Source organism: Aurantibrevibacter litoralis (assembly GCF_034651555.1).
In the GTDB taxonomy this organism is placed as follows: Bacteria; Bacteroidota; Bacteroidia; order Flavobacteriales; family Flavobacteriaceae; genus Aurantibrevibacter; species Aurantibrevibacter litoralis.
Genome location: NZ_JAYEEQ010000002.1, coordinates 83833 through 101547, shown reverse-complemented (window position 1 = coordinate 101547; position 17715 = coordinate 83833). Strand labels below are relative to the sequence as shown.

Annotated in this window: 16 protein-coding genes; 7 read left to right on the top strand and 9 right to left on the bottom strand. The window is 40.5% G+C overall.

From position 1 onward, the window contains the following. Positions 1-22: 22 nt before the first annotated feature. A complete protein-coding gene (locus U1E44_RS02520) occupies positions 23-835 on the top strand; it encodes a lysophospholipid acyltransferase family protein (protein WP_322929403.1) in 813 nt (270 codons plus the stop codon). On the opposite strand, the gene U1E44_RS02515 is transcribed toward U1E44_RS02520, so the two are convergent. The 3 genes from U1E44_RS02515 to U1E44_RS02505 form a co-directional block, all read right to left on the bottom strand. Beyond that, on the bottom strand, positions 832-1479 hold the full coding sequence (locus tag U1E44_RS02515) for a hypothetical protein (RefSeq protein WP_322929402.1): 648 nt from the start codon (positions 1477-1479) through the stop codon (positions 832-834). The genes U1E44_RS02520 and U1E44_RS02515 overlap by 4 nt on opposite strands. A 6-nt stretch (positions 1480-1485) precedes the next feature. Beyond that, positions 1486-1980 (bottom strand): RNA polymerase sigma factor, encoded by a 495-nt coding sequence (locus U1E44_RS02510; RefSeq protein ID WP_322929401.1) that lies wholly within the window; start codon positions 1978-1980, stop codon positions 1486-1488. A gap of 242 nt (positions 1981-2222) precedes the next feature. After that, a complete protein-coding gene (locus tag U1E44_RS02505) occupies positions 2223-3647 on the bottom strand; it encodes an amidohydrolase (protein ID WP_322929399.1) in 1425 nt (474 codons plus the stop codon). A gap of 515 nt (positions 3648-4162) precedes the next feature. Here U1E44_RS02505 and U1E44_RS02500 point away from each other — a divergent pair. After that, positions 4163-5455 carry an NAD(P)/FAD-dependent oxidoreductase gene (locus U1E44_RS02500; RefSeq protein WP_322929398.1) on the top strand — a complete coding sequence of 431 codons (1293 nt, stop codon included), beginning with the start codon at positions 4163-4165 and terminating at the stop codon, positions 5453-5455. Between the two features lie 21 nt (positions 5456-5476). On the opposite strand, the gene xerD is transcribed toward U1E44_RS02500, so the two are convergent. Beyond that, on the bottom strand, positions 5477-6373 hold the full coding sequence (xerD, locus tag U1E44_RS02495; RefSeq protein WP_322929397.1) for a site-specific tyrosine recombinase XerD: 897 nt from the start codon (positions 6371-6373) through the stop codon (positions 5477-5479). A 493-nt stretch (positions 6374-6866) separates the two neighbouring features. Here xerD and aroQ point away from each other — a divergent pair, with 493 nt between their 5' ends. Together aroQ and U1E44_RS02485 are read left to right on the top strand one after the other, a co-directional pair. Then, positions 6867-7280, top strand: a complete 414-nt coding sequence (gene aroQ / locus U1E44_RS02490) for a type II 3-dehydroquinate dehydratase (RefSeq protein WP_322929396.1) — start codon at positions 6867-6869, stop codon at positions 7278-7280. A gap of 105 nt (positions 7281-7385) precedes the next feature. Then, on the top strand, positions 7386-8555 hold the full coding sequence (locus U1E44_RS02485) for a PQQ-dependent sugar dehydrogenase (protein WP_322929395.1): 1170 nt from the start codon (positions 7386-7388) through the stop codon (positions 8553-8555). A gap of 7 nt (positions 8556-8562) precedes the next feature. Here the strand turns inward: U1E44_RS02485 and U1E44_RS02480 are convergent, their stop codons facing one another. The 4 genes from U1E44_RS02480 to U1E44_RS02465 all read right to left on the bottom strand — a co-directional run bounded on the left by U1E44_RS02480 (position 8563) and on the right by U1E44_RS02465 (position 11581). Then, entirely contained in the window at positions 8563-8856 is a 294-nt protein-coding gene (locus tag U1E44_RS02480; protein WP_322929393.1) for a DUF3817 domain-containing protein, read from the bottom strand. Positions 8857-8881: 25 nt separating this feature from the next. Then, positions 8882-10273: a dihydrolipoyl dehydrogenase gene (lpdA, locus tag U1E44_RS02475; RefSeq protein ID WP_322929391.1), complete on the bottom strand. Its 1392-nt coding sequence runs from the start codon at positions 10271-10273 to the stop codon at positions 8882-8884. A 127-nt stretch (positions 10274-10400) separates the two neighbouring features. Continuing rightward, the gene (msrB, locus tag U1E44_RS02470) at positions 10401-10901 is read right to left on the bottom strand and encodes a peptide-methionine (R)-S-oxide reductase MsrB (RefSeq protein WP_322929390.1); all 501 of its coding nucleotides are present in this window, start codon (positions 10899-10901) and stop codon (positions 10401-10403) included. Between the two features lie 131 nt (positions 10902-11032). Further along, a complete protein-coding gene (locus U1E44_RS02465) occupies positions 11033-11581 on the bottom strand; it encodes a hypothetical protein (RefSeq protein WP_322929389.1) in 549 nt (182 codons plus the stop codon). Between the two features lie 254 nt (positions 11582-11835). Between U1E44_RS02465 and U1E44_RS02460 the strand changes: the two genes are divergently transcribed. The 3 genes from U1E44_RS02460 (at position 11836) to U1E44_RS02450 (ending at position 16480) form a co-directional block, all read left to right on the top strand. Further along, positions 11836-14235 carry a glycoside hydrolase family 31 protein gene (locus U1E44_RS02460; RefSeq protein WP_322929388.1) on the top strand — a complete coding sequence of 800 codons (2400 nt, stop codon included), beginning with the start codon at positions 11836-11838 and terminating at the stop codon, positions 14233-14235. 37 nt (positions 14236-14272) lie between these two features. Beyond that, positions 14273-15082 (top strand): M48 family metallopeptidase, encoded by an 810-nt coding sequence (locus U1E44_RS02455; protein ID WP_322929387.1) that lies wholly within the window; start codon positions 14273-14275, stop codon positions 15080-15082. A gap of 66 nt (positions 15083-15148) precedes the next feature. After that, the gene (locus U1E44_RS02450) at positions 15149-16480 is read left to right on the top strand and encodes an MFS transporter (RefSeq protein WP_322929385.1); all 1332 of its coding nucleotides are present in this window, start codon (positions 15149-15151) and stop codon (positions 16478-16480) included. 285 nt (positions 16481-16765) lie between these two features. Here U1E44_RS02450 and U1E44_RS02445 read toward each other — a convergent pair whose 3' ends face one another. Continuing rightward, positions 16766-17491 (bottom strand): head GIN domain-containing protein, encoded by a 726-nt coding sequence (locus tag U1E44_RS02445; protein ID WP_322929384.1) that lies wholly within the window; start codon positions 17489-17491, stop codon positions 16766-16768. Between the last annotated feature and the right edge of the window lie 224 nt (positions 17492-17715).

The window sequence follows — 17715 nt, the reverse complement described above, 5'->3', positions numbered from 1 at the left end:
TTGAAAGGAAGCAACAACACCTATGAGCTTATTTAAAAAAAATCCCTTTGGCCACAGCTTATTGTTGAAAAAATGGCTCATTCGTATCTTGGCATTAATATCGCATCAACGTTATAAAGGTTTTAATAAATTGGAGATTGAAGGATCTGATATTATTAGAAACCTTCCACAAAATAACGTGTTATTTGTGAGCAATCATCAAACCTATTTTGCCGATGTGGTAGCCATGTTTCATGTTTTTAATGCCAGTCTAAAGGGTCGAGAAAACTCTATAAAAAATTTAGGATACATATGGAATCCTAAATTAAATATGTACTACGTGGCGGCTGCGGAAACCATGAAGAAAAGTCTTTTAACCAAAATCTTGGCGTATGCTGGCTCTATAAGTGTAGAGCGCACCTGGCGTGCTGAAGGCAGGGAGGTGAACCGACAGGTAAAAATGAGCGATATATCTAATATCGGGATGGCGTTACGCGACGGGTGGGTCATTACCTTTCCACAAGGAACTACAACGCCTTGGAAACCGTTGCGCAAAGGCACATCACACATTATCAAAAAATACAAACCTATTGTGGTACCCGTGGTCATCGATGGGTTTCGACGTTCTTTTGATAAAAAAGGGTTGCGTATAAAGAAAAAGGGAATATTACAGTCTATGGTCATTAAGGAACCCTTGGATATAGATTATGACAACGAAACAGCAGAATCTATCATTGAAAAGTTGGAATACGCCATTGAGCAACACCCTTCTTTTTTAAAGGTAATTCCCCAATCCGAGTTAATGGCTCTAGAAGCAGAAAACCAAGAGCGCAGATGGAGTGCTAAAAAAAGCTAAACTTCAAGTTGCTGTAGTTCCTTATAATTTTTTTTCAGTTTTCTTAGCAGCAGCCCATACAACAAAAAGTACACAACACCCATTACTACGGTAAGGAATACACCTATAACTCCTATAAAGGCAATTAGCGTGGTCTTTAGTTTCTCGGGGGCTATGTTTTTGGTCCTTTCTCCAAGCTCAAAATTTTCCACAAAATTGTCATTTAAATAAATGCTTACCATAAAAACCCCATAGGAAATAACGATCATAGAAAGACAAAAAAGCACGTAATGCTTTACGGTTCTTCGGGTTTTAAGAATATTAGAAAGTAGTTTTTTAGCATTGTCTAGGACCGAAATTTCTCGATAGCGTTTATAAAACTGAAACATAAAGAAAATAACTACGGTATATTGTATGGCAGTTAGGATCATAAAAACATGATGCAAGCCCATTTCCTCATAAATTTTCATGCTATTTCGAACAGTCGGCACCAAAAAGAGTAAGTGCGGAAGAATAAACTCAATAATACTGATATAAAATATCCAACGTACTATGGACGACGATTTTCTCAACAACATTGGATAAATATCGCTTTCCGAAAATTTTGGATAATTTTCTTCATTGCGCTGCCAATCCTTTTTTAATAATTCCAATTCATCCATCATGGGAGCCTAAGGATTTAAAATAGTTCTTAATTTGTTTTTTATTCGGTTCATTTTAACCCGTACGTTTACCTCCGTTAAGCCAAGTGTTTCCGCAATTTCCGGATATCCCTTATCTTCCAAATAGAGAAATACCAAGGCTTTGTCAATATCACCTAGTTGTTTTACCGCAGTATATAGCAGTTTTAATTGTTCCTCCTCAGTTTCGTCGTATTCGTCTACTTTTATTTTATATAGTACCGAATCATAATCGGTTGTGGCAATGTTTCGTTTGTTTTTTCGATATAAGGTTATAGCTGTATTCAGGGCCACACGGTACATCCATGTACTGAATTTGGACTCCCCTCGAAACTTGGGGTACGCCTGCCAAAGCTGAATCGTTATCTCTTGAAACAAATCCTTATGCGAATCTTGATCATTGGTATACAGCGTACACACCTTATGAACAATATTTTGATTGCTCTCTAGCGCTTTAACAAAATGATGTTCCAGTTCCTTAGTCAATCTTTTGGCTGGTATTTGTGTATATAAGTAGTATTTTCTATTATTTTGTTACACCATGATAAAAAAACCGACGATGAAAAGTGGTAGGATACAGGCCACGTTCTAGCGGAATAAAGGTCTTTGAAAAAACTGTACCTAGTGCCCGATAAGGATGATAATCATTTTTTACCATGTCGCTTTCAGGGCTACGACCAAAGCAGTAGCAACGCTGGCAGTAAAGCCCTTTTAGGCCTTACCACATTTTATTTTCTGTAGTCTAAGGCTGGTGCCCTATCACCCAATAGCGGTGTATACACAAAATTAGCGCCCCTTCGTTCTACAAGCTCTTGCTTGGCCTTACTTACCATATCTTTGTTACGAAACAAATCAATAGCGGTAAGGGTCAAGGTTTTTGCAGCCACCATCATCCCTTTGCGTCCAATGGAGGTACCTCCTGCGGCGACTGCCTGCCAACTGTGCGCGGCAGTGCCTGGCACCCAAGTAGCGGTAGAAAGCCCTGCTGTGGGCACCGCAAAGCTCACATCACCCACATCGGTAGATCCGTAAGCTTTGGCTTCTGTTTTATAAGGTTGTACATTTTTAACGGTGGCAATATCTGTTTTTTCTGCCCCTAAACTGGCACTTATTTTATTGGCGAAAGCCAGCTCTTCTGGGGTATAGGTAAAACCGCCCACCTTTGTGAGGTTGTCATGCATAAGTTTTTGTAACGTAAGGTTGGGCAACAATTCATGAGTGCCGCCAATCATTTCATAATCCATACGGGTTCCTGTGCCTATAGCCGCTCCTTCCGCAGCGTTTACAATACGATCAAAAATATCGATGACAATATCTCTGGTATTGTGTCTTGCATAGTAATACACTTCAGCAAAGTCGGGCACTACATTGGGTGCTTTTCCACCGTTGGTGATCACATAATGGATTCTAGCCTGCTCCGGAATATGTTCGCGCATCATATTTACCATGTGGTTCATGGCTTCTACACCATCCAGCGCAGATCGTCCTCTTTCGGGTGCTCCGGCGGCATGTGCCGACACTCCGTAGAACCGAAATTTAGCCGATTTATTTGCCAGGGCAGCACCGGCATTGGCTGCATTTTGTGAACCGGGATGCCAATGTAAGGCCACATCTACATCATCAAAAAGACCTTCGCGCACCATATATACCTTTCCAGAGCCGCCTTCTTCGGCGGGGGTGCCATAAAAGCGAATGGTGCCTTTAGTGTTGCTAGCCGCCATCCAATCTTTTACAGCTATAGCCGCCGCTGTTGACGCTGTGCCGAAAAGATGATGGCCGCAGGCATGCCCCGCGGCTTTACCGGCCGATTGTTTTTCTGCTACCGCTTCTTGGGAAAGACCGGGAAGCGCATCGTATTCCCCCATAATGGCAATTATGGGTGCACCATTGCCATATTCTGCAATAAAAGCGGTGGGTATACCTGCAACACCTTGCTGTATTGAAAACCCGGCATTACTCAGGGTACTTTGTAGGAGTGCTGCACTTTTTTCTTCCAAATAGCCCATTTCTGCAAAATCCCAAATATTTTGGGCAATATTGCCGTAGGTCACACTTTGTTCATCCAGTCTTTTCAATACATCATCTACTTTTTTTTGAGCCATAAGTGGCACAAAACATAGGGCTAACAATAAGGTAGTCAGTAAAGTTCTCATAAGAATCAATTTAAGTATTATAGGTTTTTTATTGCATTAAGCTACAGCACAAAAAAACGGTAAAATGCACACATTTTTTTATCTTGGTTACGTTTTAACACACTTCAATTTAAAGATTCCCAAACCCTTGGGGTCGGGTTTTCCTATTTACCGCTCCTTTGGAGCGGTCGAAACTGCCTTTTTGCCGTTTCGGCTGAGGTAAAATACAAAATTTCGGTTTTTGGCCCAAAGGCCAAAATGAAACCGGCGAAACCCGTACTGAGCGCAGTAGAAGTATACCCCTATGGCTTGCCTCGGGGATAGTCAGTTTCAAGAATTTTTTTATCAATTTGGAACTCTATTCCTAATTGTTAGAGGTCATTTCAATTTATTAAGGCCTGTATTCGTTGCGTGCTACGAATACTTTTCTATTCCTCAAAAAACCAAATTTCCTTTTCATGTTTAAATATAAGATAAAGCCACATTATATTCTGCCATAATGCTGTGAATGTTTACATTTGAACTAAAAATTTTAAATGAATGTTCCGCAGTCCAGTTTTCCAAGAGTAGTGATTATCGGTGGTGGTTTTGCCGGAATTTCTCTGGCAAGAAAATTGAGCAAGCAAGAAGTGCAAGTGGTTCTGTTAGATAAACACAACTACCACACCTTTCAACCTTTATTATATCAAGTTTCTACCGGTGGGTTAGAACCCGATTCCATAGCGTATCCCATTCGTAAAATTTTAAAAGATTATCCCAATTTTTATTTCCGATTAGCTCATGTAAAAAAGATTAAGCTGAACGATAAAACGCTCATCACCTCCATTGGTGAATTGCGTTTTGATTATTTGGTTTTGGCCACGGGATCTGTAACCAATTATTATGGGAATGCCGAAATAGCCAAAAATAGTATGGCAATGAAATCCATACCGCAATCGTTGAACCTCCGAAGCCTTATTTTGGAAAATTTTGAACAGGCTTTGTTAACGGATCAAATGCATGAAAGAGATGCTTTGATGAATTTTGTAATTGTAGGAGGTGGTCCCACGGGAGTGGAGTTGGCTGGAGCCTTAGCGGAAATAAAAAAGGGTATTTTGCCAAAAGATTATCCCGATTTGGACACACGCCGAGTACAGATAAATCTTATACAGTCTAGTGACCGAATATTGAATGAAATGAGCCTACAAGCCTCTAAAAAAGCCGAAGATTTTCTAGAACATTTGGGCGTTCAGATTTGGAAAAACACTCGGGTTACAGGCTATGACGGCAAAACCGTTACGACCATGACCGATCTCACTTTTGATTCGGCTACATTAGTATGGGCTGCGGGTGTTAAAGGTGCCACAGTGTCTGGTTTGGACGCCGAAACACTATTGGCAGGGGGCAATAGAGTAAGGGTAAATGTTTTTAATCAAGTTTTAGGGTATGAGCATATTTTTGCAATTGGTGATATTGCAGCAATGGAAAGTGAAAAGTATCCTCGCGGACACCCAATGATGGCGCAACCGGCGATGCAACAAGGCACGCAATTGGGCGACAACCTTATTCGATTATTAAAAAACAAACCGATGATTCCTTTTGCGTACGTAGATAAGGGAAGTATGGCCACGGTGGGAAGAAATAAGGCGGTAGTAGATCTAAAACGGTATCGATTTCAGGGTGTATTTGCTTGGTTCGTTTGGATGTTTGTACATCTTTTTTTTCTCATAGGATTTCGAAATCGTATGGTGGTATTTATTAATTGGGTGTACAATTACATTAGGTTTGATAGGGAAGCCCGCTTAATCATTAGACCCTACAAGAGAAATTACAGCCAGTTTAGGGACTAAAAGGTAAGGTGTGATAGAGTACTATTTTCGGGGATGATAGGTGTTTAAAACCTCTATTAAATAGGAGCGATCTAAATGCATGTAAATTTCTGTGGTCGTAATGCTTTCGTGCCCTAACATCAGTTGAATAGATCTTAAGTCGGCTCCGTTCTGCAATAAATGAGTGGCAAAGGAATGGCGTAAGGTGTGCGGACTAATGGTTTTGTGTAATCCAATTTTTTCGGCAAGCCGTTTAATGATTGTAAAGACCATAGCCCGAGTTAGTTGTTTGCCACGACGGTTTAAAAAGAGGATATCTTCAAAATTTTTCTGCGCTTTTTGTTTCGCTCGTATCGTCTGAACATAGCAGATTATATACTTTTTATTGATAGCACTAATAGGAACAAACCGTTGTTTATCGCCTTTGCCTTTTACTTTAATAAAACCTTCTTCAAAAAATAAATCAGATAGTGCAAGCCCGGTAAGTTCTGAAACACGCAAGCCGCAGCCGTATAGCGTTTCTAAGATGGCACGGTTGCGTTCTCCTTCGGGACTGGACAAATCGATGGCCGAAATAAGTTGGTTTATTTCATCCTCGGATAAGGTATCTGGTAATTTTCGTCCAATTTTTGGAGACTCCACCAAATCCATAGGATTGTCTTTGCGGTAATCCTCAAAGACCAAATAATTAAAAAACCCCTTCAATGCCGATATAATACGGGCTTGTGTTCTGGGGTTTAGGGTTTTTGAAATTTCATAAATAAATTGTTGTACCATTCCTTTGTCTATGGCAACGGGACTAGGTGCATTTTTATTGGATTCCAAAAAAGCGATGAGTTTGTGCAAATCCAAGCTATAGTTCGTAATAGAGTTATGAGAAAGTCCCCGTTCTATTTGCAGATAATGCAGGTAGTCTTGCAATGCTTGTCGCCAATTCATACCTCAAAGATAGACCAATTGTGTTTTAATAAAAAGAGAGTCTAACATTTGCATTGTGTACGGCAATACCCGTTCAGGATACAACTTCCACGGCGGTGTAATTCTTTTTTCTGACAATTTTTTTAGATACTTTTACGAAATCATCTCGGGTATCATTGAAATTGTAGTTGAAAAACTCAAATTCCGAGCTCAGAACCTACCTGAATGGGGTAAGCGGGTAGGTATTAAAAAAGGGAGCTGTAGTAATCGATGTGAATAATTAATAATCAATGATTTGTAAATATTTGTGTTGATAAAATAGCCCTAATTATTTTTTAATAATCGAGGGCGATGTTTCCTTGAATGCACCGTAGGTGGGCTGAAAAACAATAAACACAAATACATGAAACGAGCCATGCTATAAAGTGCAACACACAAGAGAGCGTATTGGCGAGTTACATTCCTGTGCTGAGGGCAGTCGAAGCATGACCGATAAAAGAATAAATAGAAACACATGAAATTAATAATTATTAATGGTCCCAACCTGAATCTATTGGGAAAAAGGGAGCCTGAGGTCTATGGAAGTACCACATTTCAGGATTATTTTACACAGCTGCAATTTAAGTTTAAAACAGTGCAATTAGAATATTTTCAGTCGAACATCGAAGGAGCACTTATAGACAAGATACAAGCCGTTGGTTTTTCATATGACGGTATTATTCTTAATGCGGCGGCGTATACACATACCTCGGTGGGCATTGGTGATGCCGTAAAAGCCATAAGTACGCCGGTTGTAGAAGTGCATATCTCCAATACGTTCAAGAGAGAAGATTTTAGACATGTTTCTTATATTTCCAGCGGAGCCAAAGGGGTTGTGTTGGGTTTTGGACTTCAGAGTTATGATCTGGCCATACAGAGTTTTTTATAGTTGTATGTGAGCCATGGGTGGGCTTTTTTAAATTAAAAATGTACAATAGTTTCTCGTTTCCTCCGTTGCATTCTAAACCCTAGACGATAATCTAAAATTGGTGAAATGAGATATCAATGGCTTATACTGTTTCTTCTTTTGGGTTCCTGCAGTCGTAATGATTCGGATAATGGAGCGAACAATCTACCCGATACGTTTACGGTACGCCTCACCAATGCATTTCCGGAACTTCGATTTAGCCGCCCTTTGGATGTGCAAAGCCCTGATGATGGAACTAATCGTATTTTTGTGGTAGAGCAAAGAGGGCGTATCTTGGTGTTTCCAAATGAAACTACGGTACCACAAAGCACCGTTTTTCTTGATATAGGTAACAGGGTAGATGATAGCGAGAACGAAATGGGATTGTTGGGTATGGTTTTTCATCCCGATTTTGCAACTAATGGCTACTTTTATGTGTATTACAATACCTCCAGAAATACCACCGTAGTATCCCGTTTTAGTGTTATGGAGACTGATGCTAATAATGCCGATGCAAACAGTGAAGTCATACTACTTCAAATACCGCAACCGTTTACAAACCACAATGGAGGGCAATTGGCATTTGGACCGGATGGATTTCTGTATATTGCTGTGGGCGATGGTGGTTCTGGCGGCGATCCGCAAGGAAATGCCCAAAACCGAGAGAATCTTCTCGGATCAATACTTCGGATAGATGTCAATGGCATGGACGACGGTCTCAATTACGCTATTCCGCCCGATAATCCTTATGCAGAAAGTACGGTCTTCCGAAGGGAAATTTTTGCGTATGGCTTGCGCAATCCTTGGCGCATGAGCTTCGACGTAGAAACCGCTGCATTGTGGGCAGGCGATGTTGGTCAAGGCGAACTTGAGGAAATAGATATTATTCAAAAAGGGGCAAATTATGGTTGGAATTTTTTGGAAGGTACCGCTTGTTTTTCGGGCAATGAATGCGATACAGAATCCTTAGTGCCGCCCGTGTTTGAATACACTCATAATGCCGGAGATGTATCCATTACCGGAGGCTATGTGTATCGGGGAAGTCTGTTGCCCCAATTGCGCAGTCATTACATTTATGCCGATTTTGTATCGGGTCGCATTTGGGCACTTGCCGTGAATGGCACTTCGGTAGGTAACAATGAATTACTTTTGAATAGCGGATTAAATATCTCCTCCTTTGGTACAGACAACCAAAACGAGCTTTATATATGTAGTTTCGATGGGGCTATTTACCGATTGAATCAGGAAACAAAGTAAGCCCCTACTATTTTAGAATGGGAGTTATTGGTTTTAAATACTTTTTATCGATGTAAAATGTAGCAAACGGAAGGAGTGCAGCTCCAAATAAAATTAAAAATCGTTTAATCCCCCATCTTTTTTCAATACAAACAAGAACGGCCAAAGCCACATAGGCTACAAACAAAAAGCCATGAGCATATCCGATATAGATGTTGGGTTCTTTTATCTGAAACCCGTATTTTAAGGGCATTCCAACTCCAAAAAGGAGCAAATACGAAATACCCTCCAGAATGGCTGTAATTCTAAACGCTTGTAACATTGCTTTTTGGTTTTTTCGGAAGAATTTATAAATGGATGACCTCTCCGTAGGCATCGGCTACGGCTTCCATAACCGCTTCACTCATGGTAGGGTGCGGATGCACTGCTTTTAGTATTTCGTGCCCCGTAGCTTCTAATTTTCGCGCAACAACGGCCTCCGCGATCATGTCGGTAACACCGGCACCAATCATGTGGCAACCGAGCCATTCTCCGTATTTGGCATCAAAAATCACTTTTACAAAACCATCTGAAGCGCCACTGGCTTTTGCTTTACCACTTGCCGAGAATGGAAATTTACCCACTTTAATATCGAGTCCTTTTTCACGCGCTTGTTTCTCCGTAAGCCCCACAGAAGCAATTTCTGGTGTACAATAAGTACAACCCGGGATGTTGCCGTAATCTAAGGCCTCTACATGCATTCCGGCTATTTTTTCTACACACAAAATACCTTCGGCAGAAGCCACATGCGCCAAAGCTTGCCCCGGTGTTACATCGCCAATGGCATAGTACCCGGGGATATTGGTTTGGTAATAATCATTCACTACAATCTTATCCCTATCCGTGGCAATACCTACTGCTTCCAGGCCAATATTTTCTATATTTGTTTTGATGCCAACCGCAGAAAGAAGAATGTCCGCTTCTACTATTTGTTCCCCTTTGGCGGTTTTAACCGTAGCTTTTACACCATCGCCCGATGTATCTACCGAAGTTACTTCGGCAGAAGTCATAATGGTAATTCCACTCTTTTTAAAACTGCGCTCCAATTGCTTGGAAACATCTTCGTCTTCCACAGGAACAATATTGGGCAAGTATTCTACCACCGTAACCTCGCTGCCCATGGCATTGTAGAAGTAGGCAAACTCAATACCAATGGCACCACTACCAACGACAATTAATTTTTTGGGTTGTTTCTCCAAAGTCATCGCCTGTCGGTATCCAATTATTTTTTTTCCGTCCTGAGGAAGATTGGGCAATTCTCGGCTTCGGGCACCGGTAGCAATAATGATGTGCTGCGCGCTGTATTCCGTTTCTGTACCGTCTTCTGCTTTTACAGCTACTTTTTTGCCGGACTTTAAAGTGCCATGCCCCTTAATAACTTCGATCTTGTTTTTCTTCATTAAAAACTGCACGCCCTTACTCATACCATCGGCCACATTTCTACTGCGTTGTACCACGGCAGTAAAATCCTTGTCTACACCATCTGCTTTTAGCCCATAGTCGCCTGCATGTTGTAAGTATTCAAATACTTGAGCTGATTTTAATAGTGCTTTGGTAGGAATACATCCCCAGTTAAGGCAAACACCGCCTAAACTTTCCTTTTCTATAATCGCTGTTTTAAAACCCAACTGAGAGGCTCTAATGGCAGTAACATATCCACCAGGCCCACTACCCAAAACAATAATATCGAAAGTGCTCATAGTTATTTTTATTTGATCTTATATCGTGCGGGGCAAAAATACAAAACCAAACGTAAAGGAGGTAATAGTATTTACATTTTAAAAGAAGGTGGTTCAAAAAAAAATCTGTTTTGGAATAAAATTGTTCCTATGGGGTAGGCACAAATTGTAGTGCGGCACCATTTATACAATGCCTTTTTCCGGTCGTATTGCGGGGGCCATCGTCAAAAACATGCCCTAAATGTCCCCCGCAGGTGGCACAGTGCTCTACTATGCGTTTGTAACCAAGGTCATAATCCAGATCATAGGCCACATTTCCGGGAATTTCCCTATCAAAACTAGGCCATCCGGTACCGGAATCAAATTTGTACTCACTTTTAAATAGTGCTGTGCCGCACGCAGCGCAAGCATAAGTTCCTTTTTCTTTTATATTTAATAATGGGCTGCTAAATGGTGTTTCGGTGCCTGCTTTTCTAAGGATATAAAATTGAATATCGGTAAGCTGGTTTTTCCATTCGTCCTCGGTTTTGGTAATGGCGAATTGTTTCTTTTCAGCCGTTTTTTGGCTCGTCAAGTCTTCTTTTTCCTGAGAAACGCCTTTGCAACCAAAGCACACTATTAAAAGATATAAGCTGATATTTTTTAACATTGAAATCAAATTTAATTACATCCCATCTGTAGGGCCAATTTGCACCCTTTTGTTAAAAAAAGGACTTCTGTTCACAGCGATGAAGAAGTCCTTTTTTTTGAGCATCTCATGTGCGTTTCGTTTAATTGCGATTAAAACTTTTTAATGTCTTGCTCTTTTATATTTAAAGTACCCATTAGGGCATCGAGATTAGAGAAGTCAACCTTGGCGCTTTGTGAAAAATCGGCAGGCACCACAGCAATCCTAAAGATTTGGTTCTGGGTATCGCCGGGGGGTAAAGTGCTTAAATCAAAGTCCGATTCCATAAAAATGTTGACATCCAAAAAGGTATGGTCAAAATTGTATTGCAAAAGACCTTGATCTAATATCCGAGTTTGGGGCAGTAAGCGCCATACATCTACCGGTTGTCCGTTACCATCTTGGGTTTGTTCAAACAAAATAAACACCAACACCAAATCCGATTCAAAAACTTCTATGGTTTGGGGAAATTCAAAAAACAATGAATAATTGTTGGCTGCCGAAAAATCCCCTTCAATTTCTAATACCTCCCCCAAAATATTAATTCCGTCTTCACCGTCTAGTCCATCGCGACCGGGAGGCCCCGGAGGTCCGTCAGATCCATCACAGGCTATTAAAAATAAAGCTAAAAAAGGGAATGCAAATAACGCTACGTTTTTCATGAATTTAATATTAAGATTAGTAAATATATCTAAAAGAATTTAATTCTATCTTTAAGCGCTTTTCAAAAAGCGTTCCACTTTTTTGAGAATGCGCGTTGAAAATTTAAAATAATCGTCAATTGAGCTATTTTATAATGGTTTTTAACTAATATCAGAACCCTACAACGTTATAGTTGAAATATGATTGTGATAATGTTTTATTATTACCCTTTAATGTTCTTTTTTTGTAAGTCCATTTCAATAACAAGAGAAATATGATTACCAATACCGAACTTGAATATAAAGGAAATCTATACCCTAATACGATTATTGATTATCGTAGGGATACAGATCGAATTTATTTTACCACCGAAAACGGTGTGATTTTAGAGCTTACCATACTTCAAGATACCGCCTTGCGGTTTCGCTACGCTACCGAGAATTTATTTGAACCCGATTTTTCTTATGCGATTAGCGACGATGCAAGTAACGGCTACAATCATTTGGAAGTGATTGAAGCAAGTACAGAATTTTGGGTCGTTACTGAAAAGCTAAAAGTACTGGTCGACAAAAAGACGCTGCGCATACAGATATCCGATTTAGACGGACATATTATTAACGAAGATGAGCTGGGTTTTCATTGGGAAGAAAATTATGAGTACGGTGGTAATACCGTAAAAATGAGCAAAATAACCCAATCTTCGGAAAGTTTCTACGCTATGGGCGATAAGGCCACACATTCTAACCTTAAAGGAAAACGGGTCAACAATTGGGCAACCGATCAATATGCTTTTGGAAAAGATCAGGAACCTTTATACAAAGCTATTCCATTTTATGTGGGACTTCACAATAATATGGCCTACGGTATTTTCTTTGACAATACTTTTAGGACGCATTTCGATTTTTCGCATGAACGGCGTAATGTAACCAGTTTTTGGGCAGATGGTGGCGAAATGAACTATTATTTTTTCTATGGGCCAAAAATGCCGCAAGTCGTAAAGGCATATACCGATTTAACCGGGAAACCGGAGTTACCGCCTTTGTGGGTCCTTGGATTTCATCAGTCCAAATGGAGTTATTATCCCGAAAGTCGGGTAAAAGAAATAGCCAATACTTTTCGGAAATTGAAGATACCCTGTGACGGTATTTATTTAGATATTGATTATATGGAAGGCTTTAGATGCTTTACCTGGAACCACAACTATTTTCCAAATCCCAAGAAAATGGTAAAGGAGCTTACAGATAGCGGCTTCAAAACCGTGGCAATTATAGATCCGGGAATTAAAATTGATAGTGATTATTGGGTCTACCAACAAGCCAAGGACAATGATTATTTCTGTAAAAGAGGTGATGGGCCTTATATGCGTGGTAAAGTATGGCCGGGAGAATGTAATTTTCCAGATTTCACGAATCCTGAAGTTCGGGAATGGTGGGCAGGCCTTTACAAGGATCTGATCGGTGAAATTGGCATCAAAGGGGTTTGGAATGATATGAACGAACCTGCAGTAATGGAAGTACCTACAAAAACTTTTCCTTTAGATGTACGCCATGATTATGACGGCCATCCATGCAGCCATAGAAAAGCACATAATGTTTACGGTACACAAATGGCAAGAGCCACCTATGAGGGCGTCAAGAAATTTTCGTATCCTAAACGACCATTTGTTATTACGCGTTCTGCCTATTCAGGCGCACAACGCTACACGTCTACCTGGACTGGAGACAATGTGGCCACATGGGAACATTTATGGATTGCCAATGTACAAGTGCAGCGTATGTGCATGAGTGGCATGTCGTTTGTGGGTTCGGATATTGGAGGTTTTGCCGAACAGCCCAATGGAGAGCTTTTTGCCCGATGGATACAGCTGGGGGTGTTTCACCCTTTTTGTAGAGTACATTCTAGTGGCGACCATGGCGACCAAGAACCTTGGTCTTTTGATGATGAAGTAACCGATATTGTTCGTAAATTCATAGAACTTAGGTATCAGTTTTTACCTTATTTGTATACCATGTATTATAAATATGCCAAAGAAGGCGTACCTATGATACAATCGTTGGTTCATTATGATCAGGAAGATACCCAAACCCACTTTAGAACAGACGAATTTATTTTTGGAGAACAAATTCTAGTATGTCCGGTACAAGAACCCAATGCCAAAGGCAGGCGTATGTATATTCCAAGAGGCAAATGGTATAATTTTTGGAATGGGGAAGTCATTCAGGGGGGTATGGAAAAATGGGTGGTAGCCGATATTGATAAGATTCCGTTATTTATTAAAGAAGGAGCTATTATTCCGAAATACCCCATACAACAATATGTAGGAGAAAAGGAAATTACAGAACTCATTTTAGATGTGTATTTTAAAATAGGTATCGAAAACTCTTCGGTCTATGAAGACAGTCAAGACGGTTATGATTATAAAAAAGGGCTTTACAGCTTACGGAATTTTAAGTTAAGAGGAAAAGAAAACGAACTCATTCTACAACAATTTAAAGACGGTTCCTTCATCACCTCCTACAAAAAATTTAAACTCCGCTTGCACGGTCTACCTTTTAAGATTAAATATATTGAGGTGGACAATGAAAAGGTCAGTTTTTCTGAAGTGAAATTGAACGGCAGCAATATTATTGAAGTAAATAAGGATTTTACCGAATTGCATATTACAGGAAAGTAAAATTTTGTAATTTTCCGGCACTAAAAAAGTAGTCATCATGAAAAGAATTCTTGTAGTTTTGATCGTTTTATTCGGCGTTGAAGGATGTAAGACCAATCCGTTTACCGGAAAAAGCACACTTAATTTCATGTCCAATAGTCAAATTTTTCCCTCATCTTTTGCGCAATATGATCAGTTTCTGGGTGAAAACAAAGTTATAAAAGGCACACCCGAGGCCGAAATGATCACTCGCGTAGGGCAGCGGATTGCCTCAGCGGCAGAACGATGGTTAAATTCCAACGGGTATCCCGGGTATCTAAAGGATTATAAATGGGAATATAATTTGGTAGATGATAAAAACGTAAATGCCTGGGCTATGCCAGGGGGTAAAATTGTATTCTACACCGGCATTCTTCCTATTTGTAAGGGCGAAACAGGCGTTGCGGTGGTTATGGGTCACGAGGTAGCGCATGCGCTTGCCGACCATGGTGCCCAGCGCATGTCTGCGGGCACGTTGCAACAGTTAGGCGCCGTGGCAGGGAATGTAGCTATAAAAGATCCGGCGACTTTATCTATTTTTAATCAGGCCTATGGTGTAGGTTCGCAAGTAGGAGTGATGCTGCCTTTTAGTCGAGGTCATGAAACTGAAGCTGATAGAATTGGGTTGCAAATTATGGCTATAGCCGGTTATAATCCCGATGAAGCCGCTGAATTGTGGAAAAGGATGAAGGCGAATAGCGGAGGAGAAGCTCCCCCGGAATTTATGAGTACACACCCATCTAATGATACGCGAATTGCAAATCTTACGGCTTGGGCGCCGGCCGCAAAGCAAGAAGCAGCCAAATTTGGGGTTACCTCTTTTAAATAATGGTAAAATATACACTATTTTATATAAAAGCTGTTTCTGTTTCGGGGCAGCTTTAATTTTTTAGGAATGGCACAGTTTCCCCCCATCAAAGGCAGTAAAAAATTGTTGAATGCCTGGGCTTTTTACGATTGGGCCAATTCCGTGTACAGCCTAGTAATATCCTCGGCCATTTTCCCCATTTTTTACGGTGCGCTTTTTAGAGCGGCGGAAATTGAAAAAATACATGTTTTTGGCAGAGAAATTGCCAGAGCACCTTTAATCAGTTATACTACTTCTCTTGCTTTTGTGTGTATTGCCATTATAACACCTTTACTGTCCGGAGTGGCCGATTATTTGGGCAACAAAAAAATGTTCATGAAATTTTTCTGCTACCTAGGCGGGTTTTCTTGCATTGGTTTGTATTGGTTTTCTTTGGAAAATATTTATTTTGGACTGCTGTGTTACTTTTTTGGATTGGTTGGATTTTGGGTAAGCTTTGCCATCAATAATTCATATTTGCCAGATATAGCGTATCCGGAACAACAAGATCGTATTAGTGCGAAGGGTTTTTCTATGGGTTATGTCGGCAGTGTTATTTTGCTGCTCCTTAATTTGGCGATGGTTTTGTATCCACATAGTTTCGGTATTACCTCCGATGAAAGTGGCATTACCGAACTAAAAGCCATGAAATATTCCTTTATTACTGTGGGGATTTGGTGGATGATTTTTAGTCAGTACACCTTCTATAACCTACCTAAGGGAAATAGGAGAGCGGGCACTAAGGAACGTGTTATCCTAAATGGCTTTAAGGAACTCCAAAAAGTTTGGCAACAGTTGGGTAACGAACCTACGTTGAAAAGGTATCTCGGTGCTTTTTTTGTGTATAGTATGGCTGTACAGACCGTAATGCTTATTGCAACTTATTTTGGGGAGGAAGAAATACATTGGGGTTCAGATACCGAGCGTACGATGGGACTAATAATCAGTATTTTGGTCATTCAGTTGGTGGCCATTCTTGGGGCAACACTGACTGCAAAGGCGTCTGGTATTTTTGGGAATATAAAGACGCTCGTAGTAGTGAACTGCCTATGGATACTGATCTGTATTTATGCCTATTTTGTGATAACCCCAACCGGTTTTTATATCGCTGCGGGTTGTGTGGGCTTGGTCATGGGAGGTATTCAAGCCTTATCTCGTTCTACCTATTCTAAATTTATACCCAATACCATGGATACCACTTCCTTTTTTAGTTTTTACGATGTTTCCGAGAAAATAGGGATCGTCATTGGGACTTTTATGTATGGGTTTATTGCTCAAGTTACCGGAAGTATGCGCAATGCAACCTTGTTTTTGGGTTTGTTTTTTTTGATAGGAGCTTTTTTATTAACTAGAGTGCATAAAAAAAAGAGAACTGCGTAGTTCTCTTTGAAGCGATTTAAAAAAAAAGCACTTGCTGGTCACGTTTTTCAATCTAAAGATTCCCCGACCCAAGGGTCGGGGTTTCCTATTTATCGCTCCTTTGGAGCGATCGGAACTGCCTTTTTGCAGTTCCGGGTGAGGTAAAATACAACATTTCGGTTTTTGGCTCAAAGGCTAATATGAAACTGGCGAAACCCGTACTGAGCGCAGTAGAAGTATACCCCAATGGCTTGCCTTGGGGATAGTCAGTTTCAAGAAATTTTTTATTGAAGGTTCGATGTCTTGCTATCCCTTCGAGATTTTGCCTGAGCCAGACGATTTACTTTCCAACCTCTCCGGATTACCTCTGTACGTAATATTCCCCGAGCCAGAAACATGGGCTTTAAGCGATTTGTTAGACGTTATCCTCACATCTGCAGATCCTGAAATAGATACGTTTACATGATCGGCATCTAAATCGAAAGCTTTTAAATCTCCGGAACCTGATACACTAACGCTTAATTCTTCTGTGCGTCCGCTGAGTTGTACATCGCCAGAACCCGATACGGTGGTGCTAAGAGTTTGCGCTTCCACGCGCAAAGAGACATTGCCGGAGCCTGAAACATTCGTTCTAAAAGTATTCGCTTTTAACATTTTGTTTGCGACTATATCACCGGATCCCGAAAGACTCACCGCATCGATACGTTCTACAGGTACGGTAACAAAAACCGTATTTTTCCAACCAGATGGCTGTAGGGTAGCACCCTTCTCGACCTTAATGGTTAATTTTCCGTTTTTTACCTCGGTTTCAATATATTCCAGTAGATTTTCCTCTCCTTTCAGGGTTATTTTCCCTTCTTTACCTTCAACCAATTCCACATTAAACCACCCGGCAACTGAAACCTCATCGTAGTCTAATGTGTTCCGTTCTATGGAAACCACATTTCCATTTCCTTTAATTTTTTTGCCCCATTGTCCATTAGCCATAGTAATGACAAGGAGCGTAAATCCCAATAAAAAGCTATTTTTCATGTTTTTGTTTTTAAGTATATTATTCATAAGGTAACATTGTTTGTATCGATTCAATTTAAAGATTCCCCGACCCAAGGGTCGGGGTTTTCCTATTTATCGCTCCTTTGGAGCGATCGGAACTGCCTTTTTGCAGTTCCGGGTGAGGTAAAATACAAAATTTCGGTTTTTGGCTCAAAGGCTAAAATGAAACTGGCGAGACCCGTACTGAGCGCAGTAGAAGTATA

Coding starts and splice junctions, on each gene's coding strand:
- aroQ (WP_322929396.1), top strand. CDS start 6,867: ATGAAATTAATAATTATTAATGGTCCCAACCTGAATCTATTGGGAAAA.
- U1E44_RS02445 (WP_322929384.1), bottom strand. CDS start 17,491: ATGAAAAATAGCTTTTTATTGGGATTTACGCTCCTTGTCATTACTATG.
- U1E44_RS02520 (WP_322929403.1), top strand. CDS start 23: ATGAGCTTATTTAAAAAAAATCCCTTTGGCCACAGCTTATTGTTGAAA.
- xerD (WP_322929397.1), bottom strand. CDS start 6,373: ATGAATTGGCGACAAGCATTGCAAGACTACCTGCATTATCTGCAAATA.
- U1E44_RS02460 (WP_322929388.1), top strand. CDS start 11,836: ATGATTACCAATACCGAACTTGAATATAAAGGAAATCTATACCCTAAT.
- U1E44_RS02515 (WP_322929402.1), bottom strand. CDS start 1,479: ATGATGGATGAATTGGAATTATTAAAAAAGGATTGGCAGCGCAATGAA.
- U1E44_RS02450 (WP_322929385.1), top strand. CDS start 15,149: ATGGCACAGTTTCCCCCCATCAAAGGCAGTAAAAAATTGTTGAATGCC.
- U1E44_RS02505 (WP_322929399.1), bottom strand. CDS start 3,647: ATGAGAACTTTACTGACTACCTTATTGTTAGCCCTATGTTTTGTGCCA.
- U1E44_RS02455 (WP_322929387.1), top strand. CDS start 14,273: ATGAAAAGAATTCTTGTAGTTTTGATCGTTTTATTCGGCGTTGAAGGA.
- U1E44_RS02465 (WP_322929389.1), bottom strand. CDS start 11,581: ATGAAAAACGTAGCGTTATTTGCATTCCCTTTTTTAGCTTTATTTTTA.
- msrB (WP_322929390.1), bottom strand. CDS start 10,901: ATGTTAAAAAATATCAGCTTATATCTTTTAATAGTGTGCTTTGGTTGC.
- U1E44_RS02480 (WP_322929393.1), bottom strand. CDS start 8,856: ATGTTACAAGCGTTTAGAATTACAGCCATTCTGGAGGGTATTTCGTAT.
- lpdA (WP_322929391.1), bottom strand. CDS start 10,273: ATGAGCACTTTCGATATTATTGTTTTGGGTAGTGGGCCTGGTGGATAT.
- U1E44_RS02485 (WP_322929395.1), top strand. CDS start 7,386: ATGAGATATCAATGGCTTATACTGTTTCTTCTTTTGGGTTCCTGCAGT.
- U1E44_RS02500 (WP_322929398.1), top strand. CDS start 4,163: ATGAATGTTCCGCAGTCCAGTTTTCCAAGAGTAGTGATTATCGGTGGT.